This is a genomic window from Burkholderia sp. MSMB1826, assembly GCF_001526325.1.
GTDB lineage: Bacteria > Pseudomonadota > Gammaproteobacteria > Burkholderiales > Burkholderiaceae > Burkholderia.
The window spans coordinates 169,341-195,855 of sequence record NZ_LOYN01000029.1 but is presented as its reverse complement, the minus strand read 5'-3'; the positions used below and the strand labels follow the sequence as shown (position 1 = coordinate 195,855).

19 protein-coding genes are annotated in these 26,515 nt (G+C 68.7%); 10 read left to right on the top strand and 9 right to left on the bottom strand.

Annotated features, from left to right (window positions below):
- Nucleotides 1-188: 188 nt before the first annotated feature.
- Nucleotides 189-3,218: a phosphoenolpyruvate carboxylase gene (gene ppc, locus WS95_RS18430; RefSeq protein ID WP_059824960.1), complete on the top strand. Its 3,030-nt coding sequence runs from the start codon at nt 189-191 to the stop codon at nt 3,216-3,218.
- A gap of 118 nt (nt 3,219-3,336) precedes the next feature.
- Here ppc and WS95_RS18425 read toward each other — a convergent pair whose 3' ends face one another.
- Nucleotides 3,337-4,089, bottom strand: a complete 753-nt coding sequence (locus tag WS95_RS18425; protein ID WP_059824958.1) for a class I SAM-dependent methyltransferase — start codon at nt 4,087-4,089, stop codon at nt 3,337-3,339.
- 232 nt (nt 4,090-4,321) lie between these two features.
- Here WS95_RS18425 and WS95_RS18420 point away from each other — a divergent pair, with 232 nt between their 5' ends.
- The 3 genes from WS95_RS18420 to WS95_RS18410 all read left to right on the top strand — a co-directional run bounded on the left by WS95_RS18420 (nt 4,322) and on the right by WS95_RS18410 (nt 7,428).
- A complete protein-coding gene (locus WS95_RS18420; RefSeq protein ID WP_034208116.1) occupies nt 4,322-5,131 on the top strand; it encodes a helix-turn-helix transcriptional regulator in 810 nt (269 codons plus the stop codon).
- 107 nt (nt 5,132-5,238) lie between these two features.
- Nucleotides 5,239-6,648: an argininosuccinate lyase gene (gene argH / locus WS95_RS18415; protein WP_034208117.1), complete on the top strand. Its 1,410-nt coding sequence runs from the start codon at nt 5,239-5,241 to the stop codon at nt 6,646-6,648.
- Between the two features lie 96 nt (nt 6,649-6,744).
- On the top strand, nt 6,745-7,428 hold the full coding sequence (locus WS95_RS18410; protein WP_059824957.1) for an HAD family hydrolase: 684 nt from the start codon (nt 6,745-6,747) through the stop codon (nt 7,426-7,428).
- An 88-nt stretch (nt 7,429-7,516) separates the two neighbouring features.
- Here WS95_RS18410 and WS95_RS18405 read toward each other — a convergent pair whose 3' ends face one another.
- The 5 genes from WS95_RS18405 to apbC all read right to left on the bottom strand — a co-directional run bounded on the left by WS95_RS18405 (nt 7,517) and on the right by apbC (nt 13,216).
- Complete coding sequence (locus WS95_RS18405) at nt 7,517-8,329, bottom strand: lysozyme inhibitor LprI family protein (RefSeq protein WP_059824955.1); 813 nt, start codon at nt 8,327-8,329, stop codon at nt 7,517-7,519.
- Nucleotides 8,329-10,608 (bottom strand): arginine/lysine/ornithine decarboxylase, encoded by a 2,280-nt coding sequence (locus WS95_RS18400; protein ID WP_059782305.1) that lies wholly within the window; start codon nt 10,606-10,608, stop codon nt 8,329-8,331. The genes WS95_RS18405 and WS95_RS18400 overlap by 1 nt, the downstream gene beginning before the upstream one ends.
- Nucleotides 10,609-10,689: 81 nt before the next feature.
- Entirely contained in the window at nt 10,690-11,259 is a 570-nt protein-coding gene (gene dcd / locus WS95_RS18395) for a dCTP deaminase (protein WP_006398615.1), read from the bottom strand.
- A gap of 195 nt (nt 11,260-11,454) precedes the next feature.
- Nucleotides 11,455-11,991, bottom strand: a complete 537-nt coding sequence (gene sodC / locus WS95_RS18390; RefSeq protein ID WP_034208121.1) for a superoxide dismutase [Cu-Zn] — start codon at nt 11,989-11,991, stop codon at nt 11,455-11,457.
- Nucleotides 11,992-12,124: 133 nt separating this feature from the next.
- Complete coding sequence (apbC, locus tag WS95_RS18385; protein ID WP_059824954.1) at nt 12,125-13,216, bottom strand: iron-sulfur cluster carrier protein ApbC; 1,092 nt, start codon at nt 13,214-13,216, stop codon at nt 12,125-12,127.
- A gap of 352 nt (nt 13,217-13,568) precedes the next feature.
- Between apbC and WS95_RS18380 the strand changes: the two genes are divergently transcribed.
- Both WS95_RS18380 and metG read left to right on the top strand, forming a co-directional pair.
- Complete coding sequence (locus WS95_RS18380) at nt 13,569-14,216, top strand: OmpA family protein (RefSeq protein WP_006485420.1); 648 nt, start codon at nt 13,569-13,571, stop codon at nt 14,214-14,216.
- A 379-nt stretch (nt 14,217-14,595) separates the two neighbouring features.
- Complete coding sequence (metG, locus tag WS95_RS18375; RefSeq protein WP_059782302.1) at nt 14,596-16,752, top strand: methionine--tRNA ligase; 2,157 nt, start codon at nt 14,596-14,598, stop codon at nt 16,750-16,752.
- Nucleotides 16,753-16,844: 92 nt separating this feature from the next.
- Here the strand turns inward: metG and WS95_RS18370 are convergent, their stop codons facing one another.
- The gene (locus WS95_RS18370; protein WP_059825106.1) at nt 16,845-20,888 is read right to left on the bottom strand and encodes a translocation/assembly module TamB domain-containing protein; all 4,044 of its coding nucleotides are present in this window, start codon (nt 20,886-20,888) and stop codon (nt 16,845-16,847) included.
- Between the two features lie 40 nt (nt 20,889-20,928).
- On the bottom strand, nt 20,929-22,743 hold the full coding sequence (locus WS95_RS18365) for an autotransporter assembly complex protein TamA (RefSeq protein WP_059782300.1): 1,815 nt from the start codon (nt 22,741-22,743) through the stop codon (nt 20,929-20,931).
- 255 nt (nt 22,744-22,998) lie between these two features.
- Between WS95_RS18365 and WS95_RS18360 the strand changes: the two genes are divergently transcribed.
- From WS95_RS18360 to panD, 4 genes are all read left to right on the top strand, one after another.
- Nucleotides 22,999-23,187: a DUF3460 family protein gene (locus WS95_RS18360; RefSeq protein ID WP_009692996.1), complete on the top strand. Its 189-nt coding sequence runs from the start codon at nt 22,999-23,001 to the stop codon at nt 23,185-23,187.
- Nucleotides 23,188-23,191: 4 nt separating this feature from the next.
- A complete protein-coding gene (locus WS95_RS18355) occupies nt 23,192-24,064 on the top strand; it encodes a segregation and condensation protein A (RefSeq protein ID WP_012329011.1) in 873 nt (290 codons plus the stop codon).
- Nucleotides 24,065-24,324: 260 nt separating this feature from the next.
- Nucleotides 24,325-25,164, top strand: a complete 840-nt coding sequence (panC, locus tag WS95_RS18350) for a pantoate--beta-alanine ligase (RefSeq protein WP_034208125.1) — start codon at nt 24,325-24,327, stop codon at nt 25,162-25,164.
- A gap of 44 nt (nt 25,165-25,208) precedes the next feature.
- The gene (panD, locus tag WS95_RS18345; RefSeq protein ID WP_034208126.1) at nt 25,209-25,595 is read left to right on the top strand and encodes an aspartate 1-decarboxylase; all 387 of its coding nucleotides are present in this window, start codon (nt 25,209-25,211) and stop codon (nt 25,593-25,595) included.
- A gap of 189 nt (nt 25,596-25,784) precedes the next feature.
- Here the strand turns inward: panD and WS95_RS18340 are convergent, their stop codons facing one another.
- Nucleotides 25,785-26,444, bottom strand: coding sequence for a ParA family protein (locus WS95_RS18340; RefSeq protein ID WP_034208127.1), 660 nt, complete (start codon nt 26,442-26,444; stop codon nt 25,785-25,787).
- Between the last annotated feature and the right edge of the window lie 71 nt (nt 26,445-26,515).

Sequence of the window (26,515 nt, the reverse complement as noted above, 5' to 3'; positions counted from 1 at the left end):
GGGATTGAAGACCGAACAATGGTAGCACGCACGCCCCGGCCGCCCGAGCCCGGAGCCTGCGCCCGGCCTGCCTCCGTGCGGGTCGCGGCGCCGTGGTGCGGATGTGCCGCACGTAGCTGGTTGCTTGACCGCAGTTCCCGCAGTTTCCGCAGTTCCTTTTGACTCGAGCTTTCCCAAGGAAACCCATCGTGAAGTCTTCCGGATCGGCGCGTACGGCGCGCCGCAATGCTGCCTTGCCCTCCTCCGACGCCCCGACGGGCACGCTCGCCACCGCCGCGAACGGCCGTGCGAAAACGGCGACGAAACCCACGGCAACGAAACCGAAAGACCCGATACGTCAGACAAAAACGGCGACGAAAGCCGCCGGCGCAGTCGCCCGCCAGGCCGTCGCGACGAAGGCCGGCACCCGCGCGCGCGACGACAAGGACCGCCCGCTGTTCGAAGACATCCGCTTCCTCGGCCGCCTGCTCGGCGACGTCGTGCGCGAACAGGAAGGCGATACCGTGTTCGACGTGGTCGAGACGATCCGCCAGACCGCGGTCAAGTTCCGCCGCGAGGACGACAGCGAAGCCGCGCAGGCGCTCGAGAAGAAGCTGCGCAAGCTGACGCCGGAGCAGACGGTGAGCGTCGTGCGCGCGTTCAGCTATTTCTCGCACCTCGCGAACATCGCGGAAGACCGCCATCACAACCGCCGCCGCCGCATCCACGCGCTGGCCGGCTCCGCGCCGCAGCCCGGCACGGTCGCGTACGCGCTCGATCAATTGAAAACCACCGGCAACGCGTCGAAGCGCCTGCTGCAACGCTTCTTCGACGATGCGCTGATCGTGCCGGTGCTGACCGCGCACCCGACCGAAGTGCAGCGCAAGAGCATCCTCGACGCGCAGCACGACATCGCGCGCCTGCTCGCCGAGCGCGACCAGGAACTGACCGCGCGCGAGCGCCAGTACAACGAAGCAATGCTGCGCGCGCGCGTGACCGCGCTGTGGCAGACGCGCATGCTGCGCGACTCGCGCCTGACGGTCGGCGACGAAATCGAGAACGCGCTGTCGTACTACCGCGCGACCTTCCTCGACGAGTTGCCCGCGCTGTACGGCGACATCGAGGCCGCGCTCGCCGAGCACGGCCTGTCGGCCCGCGTGCCCGCGTTCTTCCAGATGGGCAGCTGGATCGGCGGCGACCGCGACGGCAACCCGAACGTGACCGCTGCGACGCTCGACGAGGCGATCAACCGCCAGGCCGCGGTGATCCTCGAACACTATCTGGAGCAGGTGCACAAGCTCGGCGCCGAGCTGTCGGTGTCGAACCTGCTGGTCGGCGCGAGCGACGCGGTGAAGGCGCTCGCGGCAGCGTCGCCCGACCAGTCGCCGCACCGTGTCGACGAACCGTATCGCCGCGCGCTGATCGGCATCTACACGCGGCTCGCCGCGAGCGCGCGCGTGCGCGTCGGCGAAGGCACGGTACCCGTGCGCAGCGCGGGCCGCGGCGCGCCGCCGGTGCGCGCGATTCCGTACGAGGATTCCGAAGCGTTCGTCGCCGATCTGAAGGTGCTGACCGCGTCGCTCGACGAACACCACGGCACGTCGCTCGCCGCGCCGCGCCTCGCGCCGCTCGTGCGCGCGGCCGAAGTGTTCGGCTTCCATCTGGCGAGCATCGACCTGCGCCAGAGTTCCGACATCCACGAGGCGGTGGTCGCCGAGCTGTTCGCGCGCGCGGGCGTCGAGGCCGACTATGCGGCGCTCGCCGAGGAAGACAAGCTGCGCGTGCTGCTCGCCGCGCTCGCCGATCCGCGCCCGCTGCGCTCGCCGTACCTCGAATACTCGGCGCTCGCGCAGAGCGAGCTCGGCGTGTTCGAGAAGGCGCGCGAGGTCCGCGCGCAATTCGGCGCGCGCGCGGTGCGTAACTACATCATTTCGCACACGGAAACCGTCAGCGACCTCGTCGAGGTATTGCTGCTGCAGAAGGAGACGGGCCTGCTCGAAGGCACGCTCGGCGTGCCGGGCGGCGACGCGCGCAACAGCCTGATGGTGATCCCGCTGTTCGAGACGATCCCCGACCTGCGCGACGCGTCGCGCATCATGCGCGAATACTTCGCGCTGCCGGGCATCGACGCGTTGATCGCGCACCAGGGCGCGGAACAGGAAGTGATGCTCGGCTACTCCGACAGCAACAAGGACGGCGGCTTCCTCACGTCGAACTGGGAGCTGTATCGCGCGGAGCTCGCGCTCGTCGACCTGTTCCGCGAGCGCAAGATCACGCTGCGGCTGTTCCACGGCCGCGGCGGCACGGTCGGCCGCGGGGGCGGCCCGACCTACCAGGCGATCCTGTCGCAGCCGCCGGGCACCGTGAACGGCCAGATCCGCCTGACCGAACAGGGCGAGGTGATCGCGAGCAAGTTCTCGAACCCGTCGATCGGCCGGCGCAACCTCGAGACGGTCGTCGCCGCGACGCTCGAGGCGTCGCTGCTGCCGCAGTCGAACGCGCCGGCGCAATTGCCGGCGTTCGAAGCCGCGATGCAGACGCTGTCCGACGCGGCGATGGCCGCGTATCGCGCGCTCGTCTACGAAACCCCGGGCTTCACCGACTACTTCTTCTCGTCGACGCCGATCACCGAGATCGCCGAGCTGAACATCGGCAGCCGCCCGGCGTCGCGCAAGCTGCAGGATCCGAAGCAGCGCAAGATCGAGGATCTGCGCGCGATTCCGTGGGGCTTCTCGTGGGGTCAGTGCCGGCTGCTGCTGACCGGCTGGTACGGCTTCGGCAGCGCGGTGAGCGCGTATCTCGACGGCGCGTCCGACGACGCCGAACGCGCGAAACGCGTCGCGCTGCTCAAGAAGATGAACAAGACCTGGCCGTTCTTCTCGAACCTGCTGTCGAACATGGACATGGTGCTCGCGAAGACCGATCTCGCGGTCGCGTCGCGCTATGCGCAACTCGTGCCCGACCGCAAGCTGCGCAAGCACGTGTTCGAGCGGATCGTCGCGGAATGGGAGCGCACGTCGCAGGCGCTCGCGGAAATCACCGGGCACGAAGGCCGCCTCGCGACCAACCCGCTGCTCGCGCGCTCGATCAAGAACCGCTTCCCGTATCTCGATCCGCTGAACCACCTGCAGGTCGAACTGATCAAGCGTCACCGCGCGGGCGACACGAACGCGCGGCTGCGCCGCGGGATTCACCTGACGATCAACGGGATCGCGGCCGGCCTGCGCAACACCGGCTGATCCGCGCGCGGCGCGGGTGCATTCCGCGCCGCCCGGGACAACGAAAGCCGCGATACGCGCCCATGCGTATCGCGGCTTTTTTCATGCGACGAGAAACGGCGCGGCGTGCGCCGCACGCTCAGCGCGCGTCGATCAGCAACGCATCGTGCTCGAACGAACCGTCGGGCTGCACCGCGTAATAGCCGCGCACCTCGTCCGGCGCATGCGCCCACAGCGCGCGAATGCCGGCGACGCTGTCGGCCGACGTGCGGATGCGCGCGACCCACGTGTCGAAATCGATCGGCAACCGCCAGCGGCTGTGCACCTGCGCGTCGAAACCGGCCACGCGAAACATCGCGAGCCATTCGTCCGCACGGTAGTCGCGCACGTGCGACGCGTCGCGCAGCACTTCCGCGGCCTGCAGGTACGTATCGAGGAGCGGATGGTCGTTGCCGGCGATGTCGATCATCAACACACGGCCGCCCGGCTTCAGCACGCGGCGCACCTCGGCCAGCGCCGCGCGCATGTCGTGCCAGTGGTGCGCGCTCATCCGGCTCACGACCCAGTCGAACGTCGCGGCGTCGAACGGCAGCCGCTCGGCCGGGCCCTGCTGCGTGCGGATGTTCGCGAGCCCGCGCTCGCGCGCGGCCGCGTCGACGGTCGCGAGCATCGGCGCGGCGAGATCGTACGCGACCACGTCGCGCACGTGCGGCGCGACCGCGAAGCTCGCGTGGCCGGCGCCGCAACCGAGGTCGAGCACCGCCGCATCGGGCGTCGCACGCACCGCGTCGGCGAGCGTCTGCAGGTCGGCGCCCGTCGCATGAACCGTGCTCGTCAGATAGGCGGCGGCCGTCGTGCCGAATGCGTCGGCGACCTGGTCGTGGTGTTTCATCGTTCGCTCCTTTTCTTGATGCAGCCGGCCGAACCCGGCGCGCCCGCGCGCGATCCGGCCCCGTGCAACGTCTCGTGGGACGCACGCCGTGTCCTGCCGGCGCGCGAGCCGCTACAATAGGCCCGCACATGTACCAGTACAAGTTAAGCAGTTATTCTGGTATTCGATCCACCTGTCTGATCGTTGCTGCCGGATCGTTGCCGCACCTTCGTCTCCATTTCGCCGTTTCCGCATGAACCAGCCGTCCTCCGCTCCCGTCCCGCCGCTCGACGCCACGCCCGCTCGCGCGCTCGGCGAATTCATCCGCGCCCATCGCGAGCGGCTGTCGCCGCAGGCGGTCGGCCTGCCGCCCGGCCCGCGCCGCCGCACGCCGGGGCTGCGGCGCGAGGAAGTCGCGCAGCTGTGCGGCGTCAGCCCGACCTGGTACACGTGGATCGAACAGGGCCGGCCCGTATCGGCGTCGGCCGACGCGCTCGCCCGGATCGCCGTCGCGCTGCAACTGTCGAAGGCCGAGCGCGCGTACCTGTTCGAGCTGGCCGCGCAGCGCGACCCGGCCGAGCCCGATGTCGCGGGCGGCGACCTGCCGCCGACGCTCGCCGCGACCGTCGCGGCGATCGCGACGCCCGCCTACGTGCTCGACCGCCAATGGAATGCGCTCGCGTGGAATGCGCCGGCCGCCGCACTGTTTTCCGGCTGGCTCGACGGCGAGCACGACCGCAACCTGCTGCGCTTCACGTTCATGTCGCCGGCCGCCCGCACGCTGATCGTCGACTGGGAAACCCGCGCGCGGCGGCTCGCGGCCGAATTCCGCGCCGATGCGATCCGCCACCTGACCGATGCGCCGACGCGCGCGCTGATCGACGCGCTGACGGCCGGCAGCGACGCGTTCGCGCAGTACTGGGCATCCCAGGACGTGTTCGAGCGCGAAGGCGGGTTGCGCGAATTCGACCACCCGGCCGACGGCCGCCTCGTGTACCAGCAGATCACGCTGAAGCCCGCGCACCGCGAGGACCTGAAGCTCGTCGTGCTGGTGCGCGACTGAGTACCGCCGGCCGCGCCGGCAACGGCCGGCGGGCCGGCCCGCGAATGTTAGAATCGCGGGATTCCCTCGGCGGCGCACGCCGCCCAACTCCCCTTCGAAGAAACGCCATGACGTCCCAACTGCACAAAAAGGGCGAGGCCTGGTCGGCCCGCTTCTCGGAACCGATGTCGGAGCTGGTCAAGCGCTACACGTCGTCGGTGTTTTTCGACAAGCGCCTCGCGCTCGTCGACATCGCCGGCTCGCTCGCGCACGCGAACATGCTCGCCGCGCAGCGGATCATCAGCGCCGACGACCTGGCCGCGATCGAACGCGGGATGGCGCAGATCAAGGGCGAGATCGAGCGCGGCGAATTCGAATGGCAGCTCGACCTCGAAGACGTCCACCTGAACATCGAGGCGCGCCTGACCGCGCTGATCGGCGACGCCGGCAAGCGCCTGCACACGGGCCGCTCGCGCAACGACCAGGTCGCGACCGACATCCGCCTGTGGCTGCGCGGCGAGATCGACCGCATCGGCGGCCTGCTGAACGACCTGCGCGGCGCGCTGATCGACCTCGCGGAACGGAACGCCGACACGATCATGCCGGGCTTCACGCATCTGCAGGTCGCGCAGCCGGTCACGTTCGGCCATCACCTGCTCGCGTACGTCGAGATGTTCACGCGCGACGCCGAACGCATGCGCGACTGCCGCACCCGCGTGAACCGCCTGCCGCTCGGCGCGGCCGCGCTCGCGGGCACGAGCTACCCGATCGACCGTCACGCGGTCGCGAAGACGCTCGGCTTCGACGGCATCTGCGCGAACTCGCTCGACGCGGTGTCGGATCGCGACTTCGCGATCGAATTCACCGCCGCGGCCGCGCTCGTGATGACGCACGTGTCGCGCTTCTCCGAAGAGCTCGTGCTGTGGATGAGCCCGCGCGTCGGCTTCATCGACATCGCCGATCGCTTCTGCACCGGCAGCTCGATCATGCCGCAGAAGAAGAACCCGGACGTGCCCGAGCTCGCGCGCGGCAAGACCGGCCGCGTGAACGGCCACCTGATGGCGCTGCTCACGCTGATGAAGGGCCAGCCGCTCGCGTACAACAAGGACAACCAGGAAGACAAGGAACCGCTGTTCGACACGGTCGACACCGTCGCCGACACGCTGCGGATCTTCGCCGAGATGGTCGCCGGCATCACCGTGAAGCCGGACGCGATGCGCGCGGCCGCGCTGCAGGGCTTCTCGACCGCCACCGACCTCGCCGACTACCTCGTGAAGCGCGGCCTGCCGTTCCGCGACGCGCACGAAGCCGTCGCGCACGCGGTCAAGATCTGCGACGACCGCGGCATCGACCTCGCCGACCTGACGCTCGACGAGATGAAGCGGGAACTGCCGAACGTCGCGCACCTGATCGGCGACGACGTGTTCGGCTACCTGACGCTCGAAGGGTCGGTCGCAAGCCGCAACCATCCGGGCGGCACCGCGCCCGACCAGGTGCGTGCGGCCGTCAACGCCGCCCGCGCCGCGCTGGGCAAGTAACGAGCTGCAGCCCCCGACGGACGCCTTCGGCGTCCGTTTTTCATTCGGGCGGCCGACGCGCCGCCCGCCGCCTTCCCCGCTTCACGGATGCCTCCGATGACCTTTTCCGCCGCGCTCTTCGACATGGACGGCCTGCTCGTCGATTCCGAGCGGACCATCATGAACACGTGGATCGACGTGTCGAATGCGCACGGCGTCGTGTTGACCGAGCTCGATTACCTGCAGATCGTCGGCCGCTCGTTCGCCGAAGGCCAGGTGATCCTCGCGCGACTGATCGGCGACCCCGACACGTTCGACGCGGTGCGCATCCGCGTGCGCGAGCAACTCGCCGCGCCTGAGCCCCATCCGAAGTTTCCGCTGAAGTCGGGCGCGCGTGCGCTGCTCGACACGCTCGCGCAGGCCGGCATTCCGTGCGCGGTCGCGTCGTCGTCCGCGCGCGACGTGATCCGCGCGCGGCTCGACGCCGTCGGCGTGCTGCCGTTCTTCCGCGCGATCGCGGGCGGCGACGAAGTCGCGCGCGGCAAACCCGACCCGGCCGTCTACCGGCTCGCGGCCGAGCGCCTCGGCGTGCCGGCCCACGCGTGCGTCGCGTTCGAGGACAGCGACTTCGGCGCGCTGTCGGCCGCCGGCGCGGGCGCCGCGGTCGTCACCGTGCCCGACCTGAAGGCGCCGACGCCCGACATCGTCGCGCTGAGCCTGCACGTGCTCGCGTCGCTCGACGACGCGGTCTCGCTCGTGCCGACCTGGTTCGGCCGGCTGGACACGCAGCAGCCCGCGTAAGCGCCGCACCCGGCCCCGCCAACGCAAACGGGCACCCGAGGGTGCCCGTTTGCGTTACCGTGCCGGATCGTCGGCATCGCGGCGAGGCCTACCGGTTGCCGGCCGTCTCCGACAGCCGCTTCATCGTCGCGATGCGCGCACCGATCAGGTCGACGCGGCCGTCCTCGCCGACGAGCGGCGCCGTCGCATCGCGGAACGCCACCCACGCGCGCTGCGCGCGCACGAGCGTCGCGGCCGAATGCGCGGGCATCTTGCGGCGCAGCTTCTGGTAATAGCGGTTCAGGTCGAACAGCGCGTGTTCGCACGCGGCGTCCTGCGCGCACGGCCGCACGCGGCGGATCGCCGGATCGCGCGGCGCGTTCGCCGGCTTGGCGCCGGCCGGTGCAGCCGCACCGCCCTGCGCGCCGCTCGTCGCCGCGACCGGCACGGCGGCGGGCGGCGGTGCATAGCGGTCGGCCGCCCCGCGCAGCGCCAGCGCGCGATCGCGCACCGGCTGCAGTTGCAGGTCGGCGCTCGACATCGCATACGCGGTGCCGCGCGTGGTGTCGTACACGGCCTTCAGCAGTTGCACTTCGTCCTTGCGCCACGTGAGCCAGCGACGCTGACTCTCCTGCCAGCCGCGCTTCGCGTCGGCCGGCGCATCCTTCGACAGGCGCTGGTACGCGCCGTCCATCACTGCCTGCCACTGCTGCTGCGCTTCGCCCATGCACTGGATCTGGCCGGCCGGCGACGACCGGTCGCGCCGCGCGAGGCACTGCCGCATCGCGACGTCGATCGGGTCGGCCGCCGCGACTTCCGCATGCACGACACCCGCGCCTGCGAGCCCCATCAATCCTGCCGCCCAGACGACGAGCGCGGCCAGCGCCGCGCGCATCGTCCGGAGTCGTCCGTGCGTCGCCATCAGTCGCGCACGCAGTCGACGAAGTACTCGACGCGGCCGTTCACCTCTTCCGCGACGAGGCCGTGGATGTCGGTGTGGAAGCCCGGGAAACGCTCGTTGAAGTCGCGCGCGAACCGCAGGTAGTTCACGATCGTCTTGTTGAAGCGCTCGCCCGGGATCAGCAGCGGAATGCCCGGCGGGTACGGCGTGAGCAGGATGCTCGTCACGCGGCCTTCGAGCTCGTCGAGCGGCACGCGGTCGATCTTGCGGTGCGCGAGCTTCGCGAACGCGTCCGACGGCTTCATCGCCGGCTCCATGTCCGACAGGTACATCTCGGTCGTCAGGCGGGCGATGTCGTTCGCGCGGTACACGTCGTGGATCTGCGTGCACAGGTCGCGCAGGCCGACGCGCTCGTAGCGCGGATGCTGCGCGACGAATTCCGGCAGCACGCGCCACAGCGGCTGGTTGTTGTCGTAGTCGTCCTTGAACTGCTGCAGCTCGGTCACCATCGAGTTCCAGCGGCCCTTCGTGATGCCGATCGTGAACATGATGAAGAACGAGTACAGGCCGGTCTTCTCGACGATGATCCCGTGCTCGGCCAGGTACTTCGTGACGATCGCGGCCGGAATGCCGGTCTCGCCAAATTCGCCGTCGACGTCGAGCCCCGGCGTGATGATCGTCGCCTTGATCGGGTCGAGCATGTTGAAGCCTTCCGCGAGCGGGCCGAAGCCGTGCCAGTGGTCGTTCGGCTTCAGCATCCAGTCTTCGCGCGAACCGATGCCTTCCTCGGACAGGTTGTCCGGCCCCCACACGCTGAAGAACCAGTCGTCGCCGTATTCGGCGTCGACCTTGCGCATCGCGCGGCGGAAGTCGATCGCCTCGGCGATCGATTCCTCGACGAGCGCGGTGCCGCCCGGCGGCTCCATCATCGCGGCCGCGACGTCGCACGACGCGATGATCGCGTACTGCGGGCTCGTCGACGTGTGCATCAGGTACGCCTCGTTGAAGCGATGCTTGTCGAACGTGCGGTTCTCCGAATCCTGCACGACGATCTGCGAGGCCTGCGAGATGCCGGCGAGCAGCTTGTGCGTCGAGTGCGTCGCGAACACGAGCGCGCCCGTGCGCGGACGGCCGTCGCCGATCGCGTGCATGTCGCGGTAGAAATCGTGGAACGTCGCGTGCGGCAGCCACGCTTCGTCGAAGTGCAGCGTGTCGAGCAGGTCGCCGAGCAGGTCCTTGATCATCTCGACGTTGTAGACGACGCCGTCGTACGTGCTCTGCGTGATCGTCAGGATGCGCGGCTTCATGTCCGGGTTCTGGCGCATCGCCTCGCGCGCGAACGGGTTCGCCTCGATCTTCTTGCGGATGTTCTCCGGCTTGAATTCGTCGCGCGGGATCGGCCCGATGATGCCGAAATGATTGCGCGTCGGCGTGAGGAACACCGGGATCGCGCCCGTCATCGTGATCGCGTGCAGGATCGACTTGTGGCAGTTGCGGTCGACCAGCACGATATCGCCGGGCGCGACCGTCGCGTGCCAGACGATCTTGTTCGACGTCGACGTGCCGTTGGTCACGAAGAACAGGTGGTCGGCACTGAAGATGCGCGCCGCATTGCGCTCGGACGCCGCGACGGGGCCCGTGTGATCGAGCAACTGGCCGAGTTCGTCCACCGCGTTGCAGACGTCCGCGCGCAGCATGTTCTCGCCGAAGAACTGATGGAACATCTGGCCGAGCGGATTCTTCAGGAACGCGACGCCGCCCGAGTGACCGGGGCAGTGCCACGAGTACGAGCCTTCGTCCGCATACTTGACGAGCTCCTTGAAGAACGGCGGCGCGAGCGAATCGAGATAGACCTTCGCTTCGCGGATGATGTGGCGCGCGACGAACTCCGGCGTGTCCTCGAACATGTGGATGAAGCCGTGCAGTTCGCGCAGGATGTCGTTCGGCAGATGCCGCGACGTGCGCGTCTCGCCGTACAGGAAGATCGGGATGTCCGCGTTGCGGCGGCGCACTTCGGCGACGAACGCGCGCAGCTCGATGATCGCGGTCGCGAGCTCGGGCAGCTCGCCGTCCGCGCCGGTTTCGCCGAGCATGAGTTCGTCGTCGTCGATCGACAGGATGAAGCACGACGCGCGGCTCGATTGCTGCGCGAACGACGTCAGATCGCCATAGCTCGTGAGGCCGAGGACTTCGACGCCCTCCTTCTCGATCGCTTCGGCCAACGCCCGGATGCCGGAGCCCGAGATGTTCTCGGAGCGGAAATCTTCGTCGATGATGACGACGGGAAAACGAAACTTCATGGGCGATTCTCCAAAAAGAACGACCGCGGCGCGTCACGCGCAGCGGTCACCCGGAAACTGGTGAGACGTTATGCAACCAGATCAGGTTTTCGGCAGCGTGACACCGCGCTGACCCTGATACTTGCCGCCGCGATCGGCGTACGACACGTCGCACACCTCGTCGCTCTCGAAGAACAAGACCTGCGCGACGCCTTCGTTCGCGTAGATCTTCGCAGGCAGCGGCGTGGTATTCGAGAATTCCAGCGTGACGTAGCCTTCCCACTCGGGTTCGAACGGCGTCACGTTGACGATGATCCCGCAGCGCGCGTAGGTCGACTTGCCGAGGCAGACCGTCAGCACGGTGCGCGGGATGCGGAAATATTCGACGGTGCGGGCCAGCGCGAACGAATTCGGCGGGATGATGCACACGTCGCCCTTGAAATCGACAAACGAGCCCTCGTCGAAGTTCTTCGGATCGACGATCGTCGAGTTGATGTTCGTGAAGATCTTGAATTCGTCCGCGCAGCGGATATCGTAGCCGTAGCTCGACGTGCCGTAGCTGACGATCCGGCGGCCGTCCTCGGACGCGCGGACCTGATCGGGCACGAACGGCTCGATCATCTTGTGCTCTTCGGCCATGCGCCGAATCCATTTGTCGGACTTGATGCTCATGCCAGCCTCCGCAGGGCCGTCCCGGAGGGGCTGACCGTCCCCTCGTGGGACAGCGAACGAAGTGAGCGTTGGGGTCGTTTCATATCGGGGCGCCAGGAAACGCTGCGTGACAGTCGGGAAGGGCCGCTCGCGCCAGGCGGCGGCCGGGAAAGGCGCACATTTTACGCGATCATCGGCTCACGCACGCGGCGGCCGTCAACGGATCACGCCGCAAGCCAGCGCGGGCCCCGCGCCATGCTGCGGAAACGCCGGGTCGCTCGAGTCGCGGTGCACCAGCGCCGCGCGGTTCATCGCCGAGCGCACGCCGTCGAGGGCCAGATCGGGCGCGACGATGAAGCCGGCCGCGACGCCGTTCGCATCCGCATGGATGTTGCCGAGATCGCCGGCGACGCGCGCGCCCGCGCGCAGCCGGTCGGCGGCCGGCGCGAACACCTGGCCGGCGCTCGAGCCGTCGCCCGCGTTGCAGTCGCCGCGTTCGTGCACCTGCAGCGCGTGATCGCTGTTCGGCGGCAGGCCGACCAGGTTGTAGGTGACCTGCACGCCGTCCGGGCGCTCGACGAACGTCACCGCGCCGCGCGCCTGCGAGCCGACCGTCGGCTGCAGTTGCGCGTCGGCCCGTTTTTCGTGCGACGAGGAAAAGGAGGTACAGCCGGCCAGCAGGCCCAGCGCGGCGGCGGCCAGCAGCGCGCGCCGCGCGCGGCCGGCGCGCACGCCGTGATGTCGTTGTTTCATTCGATCCTCATACCGGCTGGCGGCCGTTCGAGACGACGGCCGCGCCGGGTGGGTAAAGGGACCCGGGAAAAGTCGCAATGATACCGCGCCTCGCGGCGCCGTAAACAGCGTGAGGCCCCGCCCCGCAAGGGTTTTACGTATTTTGAACAACGATCGACGGGAACTTCGACGTCATGTCGCGCGATCGCTCGGCAATCGCCAGCGCGACGCCGCGCGCGATATCGCGGTAGCGCCGCGCGAGCGCGCCGTCCGGCTCGGCCGCAACCGTCGGCGTGCCGCCGTCGGCACGCTCGCGAATCGCGATGTCGAGCGGCAGGCTGCCCAGCACGTTCACGCCGTAATCCTTCGCCATCCGCTCCGCGCCGCCCGCGCCGAAGATGTGCTCCTCGTGGCCGCAATTCGAGCAGATGTGGATGCTCATGTTCTCGACGATGCCGAGGATCGGGATGCCGACCTTCTCGAACATCTTCAGCCCCTTCTTCGCGTCGAGCAGCGCGATGTCCTGCGGCGTCGTGACGATCACCGCGCCGGTGACGGGCACGCGCTGCGCGAGCGTGAGCTGGATGTCGCCCGTACCGGGCGGCATGTCGACGATCAGGTAGTCGAGCTCGCGCCAGTTGGTCTGGCGCAGCAGTTGTTCGAGCGCGGACGTCGCCATCGGGCCGCGCCACACCATCGGGTTGTCCTCCTCGATCAGGAAGCCGATCGAGTTCGCCTGCAGCCCATGGCCGACGAGCGGGTTCATCGACTGGTTGTCCGGCGACTCGGGGCGCTGGCCGTGGATGCCGAGCATCGTCGGCAGCGACGGGCCGTAGATGTCGGCGTCGAGGATGCCGACCGACGCGCCTTCCGCGGCGAGCGCGAGCGCGAGGTTCACGGCCGTCGTGCTCTTGCCGACGCCGCCCTTGCCCGACGCGACCGCGACGATGTTCTTCACATTCGGCAACAGCTTCACGCCGCGCTGCACCGTATGCGCGACGATCTCCTGCGACACGGCGACGCGCGCGTCGCGCACGCCCGGCACGGCCTGCAGCGCCGCGGCGACGCGCGCGCGCACGTCGTCGTGCTGGCTGCGCGCCGGATAACCGAGCACCACGTCGAGCGCCACGACATCGCCGTCGATCGCGACGTTGCGCACGCCCTTGTTCGCCGCGTACGGCCGGCCGGTATTGGGGTCGACGACTGCCGCCAGCGCGGCGTCGACTTGTGCCCGGTCAATGCTCATCGAAACTCCGTGAAAACGTTTTTCTCGCACGCAAACGTCAAAAAATATCAAATTACGCTGCGAAAATCGGGAAAAGTGAAAGAATCTGTTGCACGCCATTGCGCGAACGCGCGACCCGGCGCACTCTTCGCGTGCGGCACGCTATAGGGCCAAATCGGCCGCTTACCGCCTATATTGTAGAGGCTGACGCGTCGCGCTGTCCGAACAGCCACGCTGACGGACAGGGCATGCGATCGCCTCGGCGGCTGCCGCGAGCGCGGGCCGGCCTTCCTTTTTCGGCCGGCCCGCGCAGGGAGCCGTAGCTGTTGTTTGTCGTCGTTGTCGACTCGTTCAACCAAGAGAGGAATCCAACATGAACATGAAAATCGCGACTCGCCTGTCCGTCTTCGCACTCGCCGGCGCGCTGCTGGCAGGCTGCGCCACGCAGCAGGGCAACAATACGGCCGTCGGCACCGGCACGGGCGCGGCGCTGGGCGCAGGGATCGGCGCACTGGCCGGCGGCGGCAAGGGCGCGGCGATCGGCGCGGGCGTCGGCGCACTGGTCGGCGGCGTGACGGGTTACAACTGGCAAGCGATCAAGAACAAGCTCGCACCGTCGGCAGCGCAGACGGGTACGCAGGTCACCGAACAGCCGGACGGCTCGCTGAAGCTGAACGTGCCGAGCTCGGTCACGTTCGCGACGAACCAGTACGCGATCACGCCGGCGTTCACGCCGCTGCTGAACGACCTGGCGACGACGCTGAACCAGAACCCGCAAGTGACGGCGTCGATCGTCGGCTACACGGACAGCACGGGCTCGGCGCAGCTGAACCAGACGCTGTCGCAGAACCGCGCGCAAAGCGTCGTGAACGCGCTCGTGCAGCGCGGCGTGAACGGCGGCCGTCTGTCGGCGCAAGGCATGGGCGCATCGAACCCGATCGCGGACAACGCGACCGAAGCCGGCCGCGCACAAAACCGCCGCGTCGAGATCTACCTGCGCGCGCCGCAACAGCATCAGTAAGCGCGACCACGAGAGGAAACGTGCGGGCGTCCTGCCCGCACAGCCCCGCCTCACAAGGCTTTCGGCGGGGCCGGTAACAAATCGAAAAATTTTTCGAACTTCTGTCGCAGGCCGTGGTCAGTATTTACGGTACGCGGCTGGTGTTGCCGGCGCGTCACCATTCTCCTCTTGTCGTTGTTGCTCCGGGGCCGTATCCGCCCCGGTTTTTTTTGCCCGCGAAATTCGTGTTGCAATGCAGCATGGCGCTGTCGGGCGCGCCACCTGCGCGGCCTCGCCCCTTCTGCCGCCCGGTCCGCGGCGCGTGCCCGCCGCGCTGGCCCTTGCCCCTGCTAGAATCGCGGTTTCCCGTCGTTTTTCCCGCTGTTCTTCTCCAGACCCTATGTCCGCATCCGACCTCACTTCCGTGCAGGCTGCGGCGCCGCAAGGCGGCCGCCAGATCCTCGTTACGTCCGCACTGCCCTACGCCAACGGGCAGATCCACATCGGCCACCTGGTCGAGTACATCCAGACCGACATCTGGGTGCGGGCGCTGCGAATGCATGGCCACGAGGTCTACTACATCGGCGCCGACGATACGCACGGCACGCCGATCATGCTGCGCGCGGAGCAGGAAGGCCTGACCCCGAAGCAGCTGATCGACCGCGTGTGGACCGAGCACAAGCGCGACTTCGACAGCTTCGGCGTGTCGTTCGACAACTTCTACTCGACCGATTCGGACGAGAACCGCGTGCTGAGCGAGAAGATCTATCTCGCGCTGCAGGAAGCCGGCCTGATCGCCGAACGCGAAATCGAGCAAGCGTACGATCCGGTCAAGGAAATGTTCCTGCCGGACCGCTTCATCAAGGGCGAGTGCCCGAAGTGCCACGCGAAGGACCAGTACGGCGACAGCTGCGAAGTGTGCGGCTCGACGTACCTGCCGACCGATCTGCTGAACCCGTATTCGGTCGTGTCGGGCGCGACGCCGGTGCGCAAGACCTCGAAGCACTACTTCTTCCGCCTGTCCGACCCGCGCTGCGAATCGTTCCTGCGCGAATGGGTGAGCGGCCTCGCGCAGCCCGAAGCGACCAACAAGATGCGCGAATGGCTCGGCGACGCCGGCGAAGCCAAGCTCGCCGACTGGGACATCTCGCGCGACGCGCCGTACTTCGGCTTCGAGATCCCCGGCGCGCCCGGCAAGTATTTCTACGTGTGGCTCGACGCGCCGGTCGGCTACTACGCGAGCTTCAAGAACCTGTGCGACCGCAACGGCATCGATTTCGACGCGTGGATCCGCCCGGGCTCGAAGGCCGAGCAATATCACTTCATCGGCAAGGACATCCTGTACTTCCACACGCTGTTCTGGCCGGCGATGCTCGAGTTCTCGGGCCACCGCACGCCGACCAACGTGTTCGCGCACGGCTTCCTGACGGTCGACGGCGCGAAGATGTCGAAATCGCGCGGCACGTTCATCACCGCGCGGAGCTACATCGACACGGGCCTGAACCCCGAGTGGCTGCGCTACTACTTCGCCGCGAAGCTGAACGCGACGATGGAAGACATCGACCTGAACCTCGACGACTTCCAGGCGCGCGTGAACAGCGATCTCGTCGGCAAGTACGTGAACATCGCGAGTCGCGCGGCCGGCTTCCTGATCAAGCGTTTCGACGGCCGCGTGCAGGACAGCGCGATGAATCATCCGCTCGTCGCGAAGCTGCGCGATGCGATCGCGCAGATCGCCGCGAACTACGAAGCACGCGAATACGGCCGCGCGCTGCGCCACACGATGGAGCTCGCGGACGAAGTGAATGCGTACGTCGACGGCGCGAAGCCGTGGGATCTCGCGAAGGATCCGGCCAACGCGGTCGCGCTGCACGAAACCTGCAGCGTGAGCCTCGAAGCCTTCCGCCTGCTGTCGCTCGCACTGAAGCCGGTGATCCCGCGCGTCGCCGAAGCGGTCGAGGCGTTCTTCGGGATCGCGCCGCTCGTGTGGGCCGATGCCGCGAAGCCGCTGTCGTCGGCGCAGCCGATCAAGGCGTACCAGCACCTGATGACGCGCGTCGATGCGAAGCAGATCGAAGCGCTGCTGGCCGCGAACCGCGATTCGCTGCAGGCCGAAGCAACGGGTGCAGCGGCCGCGAGCGCGAACGCCGCGAAGCATGCGAAGCGCGATGCCAACGCGAACGCGAAGCCGGCCGCCGCGAACGGCGCCGACGACGCGCCGATCTCGATCGACGATTTCGCGAAGATCGACCTGCGCATCGCGAAGATCGTCGCGTGCCAGGCCGTCGAAGGCTCGGACAAGCTGCTGCAGCTCACGCTCGACGTCGGCGAGGAAAAGACCCGCAACGTGTTTTCGGGCATCAAGTCCGCGTACCAGCCGGAGCAGCTCGTCGGCAAGCTGACGGTGATGGTCGCGAACCTCGCGCCGCGCAAGATGAAGTTCGGCCTGTCCGAAGGGATGGTGCTCGCCGCGTCGGCCGCCGACGAAAAGGCGGAACCGGGTCTCTACATCCTCGAGCCGCACAGCGGCGCGAAGCCCGGCATGCGCGTGAAGTAAGCCGAACGCGCTGCTGCCGGCGCCAAAAAGCCCCGCACGATTCGACATCGTGCGGGGCTTTTTCATTGCCGCCCGCTACGCCGCGCCCGCGCTCAGCGCTGCCCGAACCAGCGGTCGAAACGCCGCGTGTAGTTCAAGTCGACGCCCTGGAACGTGCCGCCGTACGCGGACACCGACCAGAAGCGCGTCAGGTTGATCGTCGCCTTGAACGCGTTGCTCGCCGATTGCAGCCCCTGCTCGAAGCCGAGCACGAACCGCTCGTTGATCGCCTTCGACACCAGCACGACCTGCGGATCGGTCAGGCCGACTTCGCTGCGGCCGACCGAGACCTCGTCGAGACCGAAGGTCTGCGCGACCCGCTTGCCGGTCACGCTGCCGAGCAGCCCGAGCGCCGCCGTCATCGCCCCCTGCTGGCCGACGTTGTTGCCCTGATCGGTGCCGTGCCCGAACAGCAGCCACGACAGCTTTTCGTTGTCCGTGACGTTCGGCTCCGACACCAGCTTGGCCGTCGGCGACTGGATCGTGCCCGTCACCTGCACGCCGGCCTCGACCTCCTGGTTGCGCCGCATCGCGAGGATGTTGACGCCCGGGTTCGACACGGGGCCGTTGAACGTGAAGAAGCCGTTCTCGACCGCGAGCTTGCGGCCGAACGTCGTGTACGTCGAGCCTTCGGTCACGCGCACGTTGCCGACCGCTCGCAGCGGCACGCCCGGCGCGCTCATCACGGTGATCGTGCCGCGCAGCCCGAGATCGGCGCCGTGCCCCTTGAAACGGAAGTTGTTGCCGAGGCCGACGTCGATGTTCGCGCGCGGCGCCAGCGACGGCGCCGGCTTGTTTTCGACCGGCTTCGGCTTCGCGGCCGCAGTGCCGGTCGGCGTCTCGCCGCGCACCGTGCCGTCCGGCTGCACGATCACGACGTCGTCGGACAGGTGCGGCGCCGATTGCTCCGGCAGGTCGAACAGCGCGCGATCGACCACGAACTTGCCGTCGATCGACAACGCGCCGCGCGGCCCGTCGTTCGCGACGGTGGCCTTGCCCGACAGCGACAGCTTGCGGTCCGGCGCCGCGAACAGTTCGAGCTTGTCCGCGACGATGCTGGCGGTCAGGTCGGGCGCCTCGCCGTCGAGGCGCACGCGGCCGAGCGCGCGCAGCGTGCCGTCGCCGCCGTGAAATTCGACCTGCTGGAATTCGACGAGGTTGTCCGACAGCTTCACGCGCACGATGCCGTCCTTCAGCTGCACGCCCTGGTCGATGAGCGTCGCGGACAGGTCGTCGCCCGTCAGCGTCCCCGACAGGTTCGGTTTCACCGGCGTGCCGGAGACCGTCAGCTTCAGCGCCGCGCGTCCGCCGAGCAGGTAGCTCGGCCCGAACAGGTTGCCGGTGGTCTTCAGCGCCGGGATGTCGGCATCGATGCGGCCCGACAGCGGACCGTCGTCGACGACCCCGAACACGCCGTCGCGCAGCGCGAACGGCACCGCGACGTTCGCATCGAGCGTGCCGATCCGGCTCGCCTTCGCGAGCGCCGTCACGTTGAGGCGGTTGCCGGGCGCGAAGCTCGCGCGTGCGGACAGATCGGTCAGGCCGAGCGACGCGATGCCGCGCCCGGTCTCGATCGTCACGTCGCCGCCGCGGCGCTTCACCTGCACGTAACCCGTCGCGTTCGCGCCGAGCGAGAAATCCCAGTCGGCATCGAGCACGACGTCGGTGCGCACCGGCGGCCGCTGCCCCGTCAGTTCCTGGCGGACCTCGAGGAAACGCGCAACCGACGCGCCGCTCACCGAACCGGCCGAACGCATCTGGCCGCGATCGAACACGAACGACTTCAGGTCGATCGCCGCGCCTTCGAGCGTGAGCCGCGTCGCGCCGAGCGTCACGCGGCCGGCGCCGGCCGATATCGTCAGCGGCGCCTGCAGCGCGAGCGCCGGCGTGCCGCGATTCACGAGACGCGTGACGGTGCCGTCCCAGCGCATGCCGTCGCGGTTCTCGACCACGCCGCCGTTCGCCGCGAGCGTCAGGTCGATCACGCGGCCGCCGGCCGCTCCGAGCGCCGACGCGTCCAACGTGTGCTTCGCGCGCGTGCCGTCGAGGTTCGCGCGCAACGACTTCAGCTTGAACGAGCCGAGCGCGATGTCGGCCGCGTCCGCCGTGAACACGAGTGCGCCGTGCGCGCCGTCGCGGATGTCCGCGCGGCCCTGTGCGGTGCCGATCCGGTTCGACCCGACGACGACGTGCTCGGCCTTGTAGGTGGCCGTCACGTTCGGATGCGCGAAGCTGCCGGTCAGGTCGCCCTGCGCCTGCACGAGCCCTTCGACGCCGAAGCCGAGCCGGTCGAGCTGCGGCGCGTCGACGACGAAGCGCAGCCGGTCGCCGGGCGCGCCGAAGCTGCCGCGCAGGTCGACGTGGTTGCCGGCGATCGACAGGGTCGCGTTGCTCGGCAGGATCCGCGAGCCGGCGAGCTGCACGACGCCGGCGCCGGTCAGCGGCACGCCGTCGTACAGGCTGTCGGCGAGCTTGAAGGTCGCCTTCGTCGAGACCTGCGGCGCGAATGCGCCCGACGCGGTCAGCGTGCCCGACACGCGCGTCTCGCCGCGCTTGGCCGGCGCCCTGCCGGCCTTCGCCGGCGCCTTGCCGCCGCTCGCCTTCGGTGCGCTCGTCGCGGCGAGCAGCAGCGGATCGAACGCGGTGAGCGTCGCCTTCGCGTCGTAGCTCGAATGCGCGTCGTGGCGGAATACGCCGGTCAGGTCGATGCGCCCCTTGGCCGCCGTCACGCGCGTGTCGGTCAGCACGGTCTGCTTCTGCGTCAGCGCGACCTTGGCGCGCGCGCCGAGCGCGAGCTTCGGGTCGTTCAGGTCGAAATCGACGGTCGTCGCGTCGCCCGCGAGCGTGACGCCGAGCGGGCCGCCAAGGCGCATCGGCCGCAGCTCGGCGACGAACGCGTTCAGGTCGAGGTTCGCGACCTTCAGGTCGAAGCGGCCCTTGCCGCCCGCGAGCGTGCCGCCGCCCGTCACGCTGCCGTCGCGGATCAGCTTCAGCGCGAGGCCGTCGATCCGTTGCGCGTGCGCGTCGAGATGCACGTTCGCATGCGCGTCGATCAGCGGCAGCAGATGGTCGCCGAGCGTGCCCGGCTTCGCATTGACGATCGACACCGGGCCCGTCACCGCGAACCCCTTCGCCGGCGCCGAACCTGCCGGCGCGGTCACCGGCGCGAGCTCCGCGCGCACCGCGAGATCGGCCGCCGGCGCGCCGGGCGAAAGCGCTTGCGGGTTCACGTGATCGAACGCGAGCGTCGCGCGCGTGAGCGGCACGGCGCCGAACGGCGCGGCCTCGACGTGCGCGCGCCCGTTCAGCTTCATCCCGCTCGCATCGACCTCGGCGACGAGCGCCTCGAGCGAGCCCGACACGCGGGCCCGCGCGTCGACCGCTTCGTCGGACAGCTTGCCTGCATAAGTAGCTTCGCCCGTCAGCGCGAACGGCTTCACGCCGTCGAGCTTCGCACGCGCGGTCAGCGCGCCGTACGGCGTGTCGACGCCGTCGAGCACGAGTTCATGGTGACGGCCGTCGCTGCGGCCGTTCAGCGCGAGATGGTCGAGCTGCGTCGTCGAACCGCCTTCGTGAATGGCGAGGCGGTCGACGCGCAGGTCGTCGATCCGCACCTGCAGCGGCAGGCTCAGGTCCTGCGGCATCGTACTCGGCGTCGACGGCCCCGGCGCGATCCGCACGTCGATCGTGCCGGCGCGCAGATACGCGACGGACAGCCGCCACGGCGCACGCGTCAGCGCCCAGCGGCCGTCGAGGCGGTCGATGCGCACCTCGGTGCCGGTGCCGTCGGGGCTGGTCCACGCGAACCCGCGCAGGCGCACGCCGGTCGCGAGCGCGCCCCCTTCGAGCGTGCCCGCGAGCCGCGTGCCGAGCACCTTGCCGGCCGCCTGCCACGCGAGCCGCGTCCCGCGTTCGGTCGTCACCGCGCCCAGCACGAGCCCCGCCGCCAGCACGACGAGCAGCACGACCGTCGCGAGCGTCCACGCGACGACACGCCACGCGCGGCCGCGGCGCGGCGCGCGCGGCGGCGTGTCGGACGCGCCGTCGGGCGAATCCGGATCGTGAGGCGGCGGCGTGTCGTTCGGGTCCTTCGTCATGCGGTTCGTCGTGCGGGTCGTCGTCAATAGGGCGACAGGTTCAGAAAGCGATGCCGAGCGTCAGGTACGGGCGCACGCTGTGATTGCGCAACCCGTACGCGACGTCGACGTTGATCGGGCCGACCGGGCTGCGCCAGCGCGCCCCGACGCCCACGCCCGGGTAAAACACGCGCTCGCCCCACGCATCGGTCGCGGTGCCGATGTCGAAGAACGTCGCGGCGCCCCAGTCGCGGTTGAACCAGTGCTGGTATTCGGCCGTGCCCGTCACCAGATACTTGGTCGGCAGAACGGAGCCGTCGACGCTGTTGCCGATGCTCTGGTAGCCGTAGCCGCGCACCGAATTCGAGCCGCCGGCGCGGAACAGCAGCGACGCCGGCACGCCGGTCGAGCTGCCGCTCGTAAACACGCCGCCGAGCTCCGCGCGGAACACGAACAGGTCGCGCTTGCCGATTGGCAGGTACTGCTGCCCGCGCGCGTAGCCGCGGATGAAGGTTTCGTCGGCCAGCACGTGCTTGACCGCAAAGCCCGCCTCCGCGTGAATCAGGTTGCCCGAACGCGGAAACAGCGGATCGTCGACGTTGCGGCGGGTCCACGCCCATTGCGGCACGAGCGCGCGGCTCGTGGTCGGCCCCGCGCCGTTCTGGTCGAGCCGGTCCTGGTAATACATCAGCGAATACGAATAGTCGATGAACTGGCCGGTGCGCGTGCGCTGCACGCCGACCCGCGCGCTGTAGATACGCGTGTCGGACACGTTGGTGTTCGTGTACGACGCGAGCACGCTGTTGGTCCAGCCCTTCTCGCCCGGCGGCATCGACAGCTGGACCTGCCCGTACTGCTGGATCTGGTCGAGCCGGCCCGATACGGTCAGCGGCCACGCGGCGCCGAAGGTGTCGAGATACGTATAGGAGCCTTGCACGTGCGGCCCGGTATCGGTGGCGAAGCCGACGCCGCCGCGGATGTTGTTGTACGGGAACTCGCTGACCTTCACGTGCACGGGCGTGCGCTCGGGCTTCGACGTGTCGTCGCCGACGTCGATCGCGACGCTCGCGTAGTACGGCGTGTTCTGCAACTGCCGCTGCAATTCGTTGATCCGCCGCACGTCGTAGATCTCGCCTTCCGACAGCGGATTGACGTTCGTGACGATCTTTTCCGGATAACGGCGCACGCCGTCGACGTCGACCTTGCCGATCGTAAACGTCGGGCCGCTGTCGAACGTGACCGCGAGCGTCGCGCGCTGCGTGCGCGGATCGATGCGCGCCTCGGACGACGCGATCTTCGCGCCGAGATAGCGGCGCGCCTGCAACTGCCGGAGCGCCGCCCCCTTCGCGTCGTCCCAGTCGGACTGCGTGAACGGGTCGCCCGGCTTCATCGAGAACGCGAAACGGGTGGCCGTCTCCTGCGCCGGATCCTCGGTTTCGACGGGCCCCTTGAACGCCAGGTCGACCGTCGACACGACGGTCTGCTTCCCCGGATCGACCGCGATGCGCACGTCGCGCTTGCCGTCGCGAGTGCGCACGTCGGTACGCACGACCGGCGAGAAATAGCCGGCCGTCGCGGCCAGGTCGCGCACCTGCTGCGGCGTGGCGGTCACGAGGAAGTCGAACTGGTCGTCGCTGATGTCGTCGCGCTTGGCGAAGCGGGCGATATCGAGATGGGTCTTGAGGAGCTTGCGGATCGAGCGCGGCGCGTCGATGTCGACGTCGTACTTCGCGTGGGCCGGCAGCGCGAAGCACGCGGCCAGGCAACCCGCGAGGGCCGCCCGCGCGACGCGGGCCGCGGCGCCGGCGCGATCGCGTGCCGCGCGCGGGCCCGCGTCATGTGCCGTGTGTGCTTGCTGGTTCGACTGCCCCGCCAAATATGACCTCGCCGTCCTGGATCGTTACGGTTTCGTGGAAAACCCTGTATTTGACCACAGGGCGCGGGCGTCGCAGCCAAACGATTGTGAAAGAGTGCCAGCGCCCGACAGGGCCGCCGCCCAATGGCCGTCGGCCCGCCGGCACCGCCCGCGGTTTCGACGCGCGATTGGCGCCGGCTGTTCCCCGCGATGCGGTAAAATCCCGCCATCGCGAATCCGGCGCATCGTGCGCCGCCCGAAACGGAAGATCCAGCCATGCCGTACCAGTCCGACGTCACGCAGTTCCTGAACCAGCTCAAGCAGCAGAAGCCGACGCTCGAGGAAGAGCAACGCAAGGGCCGTTCCCTGTTGTGGGACAAGCAGCCGATCGATCTCGACGAGCGCGCCGAGCAGCAGGAATCGCGCGTGAAGCAAACGCCGTACGTCTACTACCAGAACTTCTGACGACGTGAGCGCCGCCGACGAGGCCAGCGCCGCCCGGCAGGACGACGCGATCGCCGCGCCCGCGGGCGCCGATTCGACGCCCGACACGGTCGACGGTGTCGCGGCCTTCGCTCGCCTGTACGGCGAGCCGCTCTTCAAGCTGCCGCAGGATCTCTACATCCCGCCCGACGCGCTCGAGGTGTTCCTCGAGACGTTCGAAGGCCCGCTCGACCTGCTGCTGTACCTGATCCGCAAGCAGAACTTCAACGTGCTCGACATCCCGATGGCGCAGGTCACCGCGCAGTATCTGGGCTACGTCGACCAGATCCGCACGTCGAATCTCGAGCTGGCGGCCGAATACCTGCTGATGGCCGCGATGCTGATCGAAATCAAGTCGCGGATGCTGCTGCCGGTCAAGAAGGCCGACACCGGCGAGGAAGCCGAGGATCCGCGCGCCGAACTCGTGCGCCGACTGCTCGAGTACGAGCAGATGAAGCTCGCCGCGCAGCGGCTCGACCAGTTGCCGCAGCTCGGCCGCGATTTCCTGCGCGCCGAGGTGTATATCGAGCAAAGCGTCACGCCGCGCTTTCCCGACGTGAATTCGGACGATCTGCGCGCCGCGTGGGCCGACGTGCTCAAGCGCGCGAAGCTCGTCCAGCATCACAAGATCTCCCGCGAGGAGCTGTCGGTACGCGAACACATGAGCCTGATCCTGCGCCGGCTGCAGAACGCGCGCTTCATGGAGTTCGCCGACCTGTTCGACACGTCGCGCGGCGTGCCGGTCGTCGTCGTGAACTTCATCGCGATGCTCGAACTCGCGCGCGAATCGCTGCTCGAGATCACGCAGGCCGAGCCGTTCGCGCCGATCTACGTGCGCCTCGCGTACCTGCCCGCGTAAGGGCCGCCCCCGCCGCTTCCCGTTCCCGGTTCGTTCCGACGCTCGCCGCTGAGCCGCGGCGAGTGGCCATCCGGCGGGTGTCCGGCACGCTCCGATAAAAAGTGAACGATCGTTCTTTTATCGGTGCGTGCCGCGGCCAAATCCTCTACAATCCGCCGACGCCCGATGCGCCGCCCGCGCGCCGGCGTTCTCCGCTTCGACCCCGACGCCGCTGCCGCGGCGTCAACGCGCGCCTGCGCGAGGAACCCGCTACCCGAATCATGAAAGTCATCAGCTCGATCCAGGAACTGCGCGACCAGCTGCGCGGACAGAACCGCACGGCGTTCGTGCCGACGATGGGCAACCTGCACGAAGGGCACCTGTCGCTGATGCGCCTCGCGCGCCAGCACGGCGACCCGGTCGTGGCGAGCATCTTCGTCAACCGGCTGCAATTCGGCCCGAACGAGGATTTCGACAAGTATCCGCGCACGCTCCAGGACGATATCGAGAAGCTGCAGCAGGAAAACGTGTACGTGCTGTTCGCGCCGACCGAGCGCGACATGTACCCCGAGCCGCAGGAATACCGCGTGCTGCCGCCGGACGATCTCGGCGGGATTCTCGAAGGCGAATTCCGTCCGGGCTTCTTCGCCGGCGTGTGCACGGTGGTCACGAAGCTGATGTCCTGCGTGCAGCCGCGCGTCGCCGTGTTCGGCAAGAAGGACTACCAGCAGTTGATGATCGTGCGCCGGATGTGCCAGCAGCTCGCGCTGCCGGTCGACATCGTCGCAGCCGAAACCGTGCGCGACGAGGACGGCCTCGCACTGTCGTCGCGCAACCGCTACCTGACCACCGACGAGCGCAAGGAAGCGCCCGAACTGGCGAAAACGCTGCAGCGCGTGCGCGACAGCGTGCTCGGCGGCGAACGCGATCTCGGCAAGCTCGAGCGGCACGCGCACACGCACCTGGCCGAACGCGGCTGGGTGCCCGACTACATCGCGATCCGCCGCCGCGCGAACCTGATCGCACCGAGCGCCGCCGAACTCGAAGCCGGCGAGCCGCTCGTCGTGCTCGCGGCCGCGAAGCTCGGCGCGACGCGCCTCATCGACAACCTGGAAATCTGACGGGCGCCCGCCCGCGCCTCTCACGACGCCTCACCGGAGACACCATGCAGCGCCACATGCTCAAATCGAAGATCCACCGTGCGGCGGTCACGCACTGCGAACTGCATTACGAAGGTTCGTGCGCGATCGACGAAGACCTGCTCGAAGCGGCGGGCCTGATCGAAAACGAACGGATCGACATCTGGAACATCAACAACGGCGAACGCTTCTCGACGTACGCGATCAAGGGCGAGCGCGGCAGCGGGATGATCTCGCTGAACGGCTCGGCCGCGCGCCGCGCGCAGCTCGGCGACCTCGTGATCATCGCGGCGTTCGCGATGGTCGACGAAGCCGAACTGCAGGCCGGCTGGAAGCCGAAGCTCGTGTTCATCGACGACGGCAACAAGATCAAGGGCCACCGGGACCACGTGCCGACGCAGAGCTGGAGCTGATCCGCGCGGCCGCCGGGGTGTCGCGACACGCCGGGTGTCGCCGCGATGCGACGGGCGCCCGGCGGCCAACACCGAGCCGCCACATACGGACGGAGGGCCTGATTCGGCGCGATGCCGGATCGGGCCCTTTGTCCTTTTGACGGAATCCGCCGCGCTCGCCGCTTGCAGCGCGGCCCGCGCGCGGGCGGGTCAGGACGCTTTCGCGGCCTTGTCGGCCTTCGGCATGCGGCGCTCGGCCCATTCGACGATCGGCCGCCACTGTTCGAGATCCTTCTCGACGCGGCTTTTCGCGACGTCCCACAGCGTCAGGCCGTGCGCGGCGATCTGCACGTAGTTCTGCGTGTCGCGCACGTAGCCGAGCACCGGCAGGCCGAGCCCTTCGACGAACCGGTGCAGTTGATCGGACGAGCGCGTGCGCGCATCGACCCGCATCCCGACGATCCCGACCTCGACGCCGCCCTTGCGCACGGCCTTCTCGCCGGCGAGGCGCTCCAGAAACTGCTGGGTTGCGAGAATATCGAACATCGACGGCTGCAGCGGCACGATCACCTTGTCGGCCAGTTGCAGCGCGACGTTCAGCCGCGTGCCGTGCAGGCCGGCCGGCGTATCGATCACCGCATATTCGAGGCCGCGCGGCGGCTTCGACGGCGCGTCCGGATCGAGATCCCACGCCTCGATCGTCGGCAAGCCGGCCGGCCGCAGGTCGAGCCACGCATGCGCGGACTGCTGCCGGTCCAGGTCGGCCAGCGCGACCCACGCGCCCTGCGCCGCGAAATAGCCGGCTAGATTGGTGGACAGCGTGCTCTTCCCCACGCCGCCCTTCGGATTCGCCACCACGATGACCGTCATGAATTCCCCCGATAAAGCCGCGCGGCGCCGGCCGCATGGCAGGCGCCGCTCGATTGCGGATACAGGGAGCG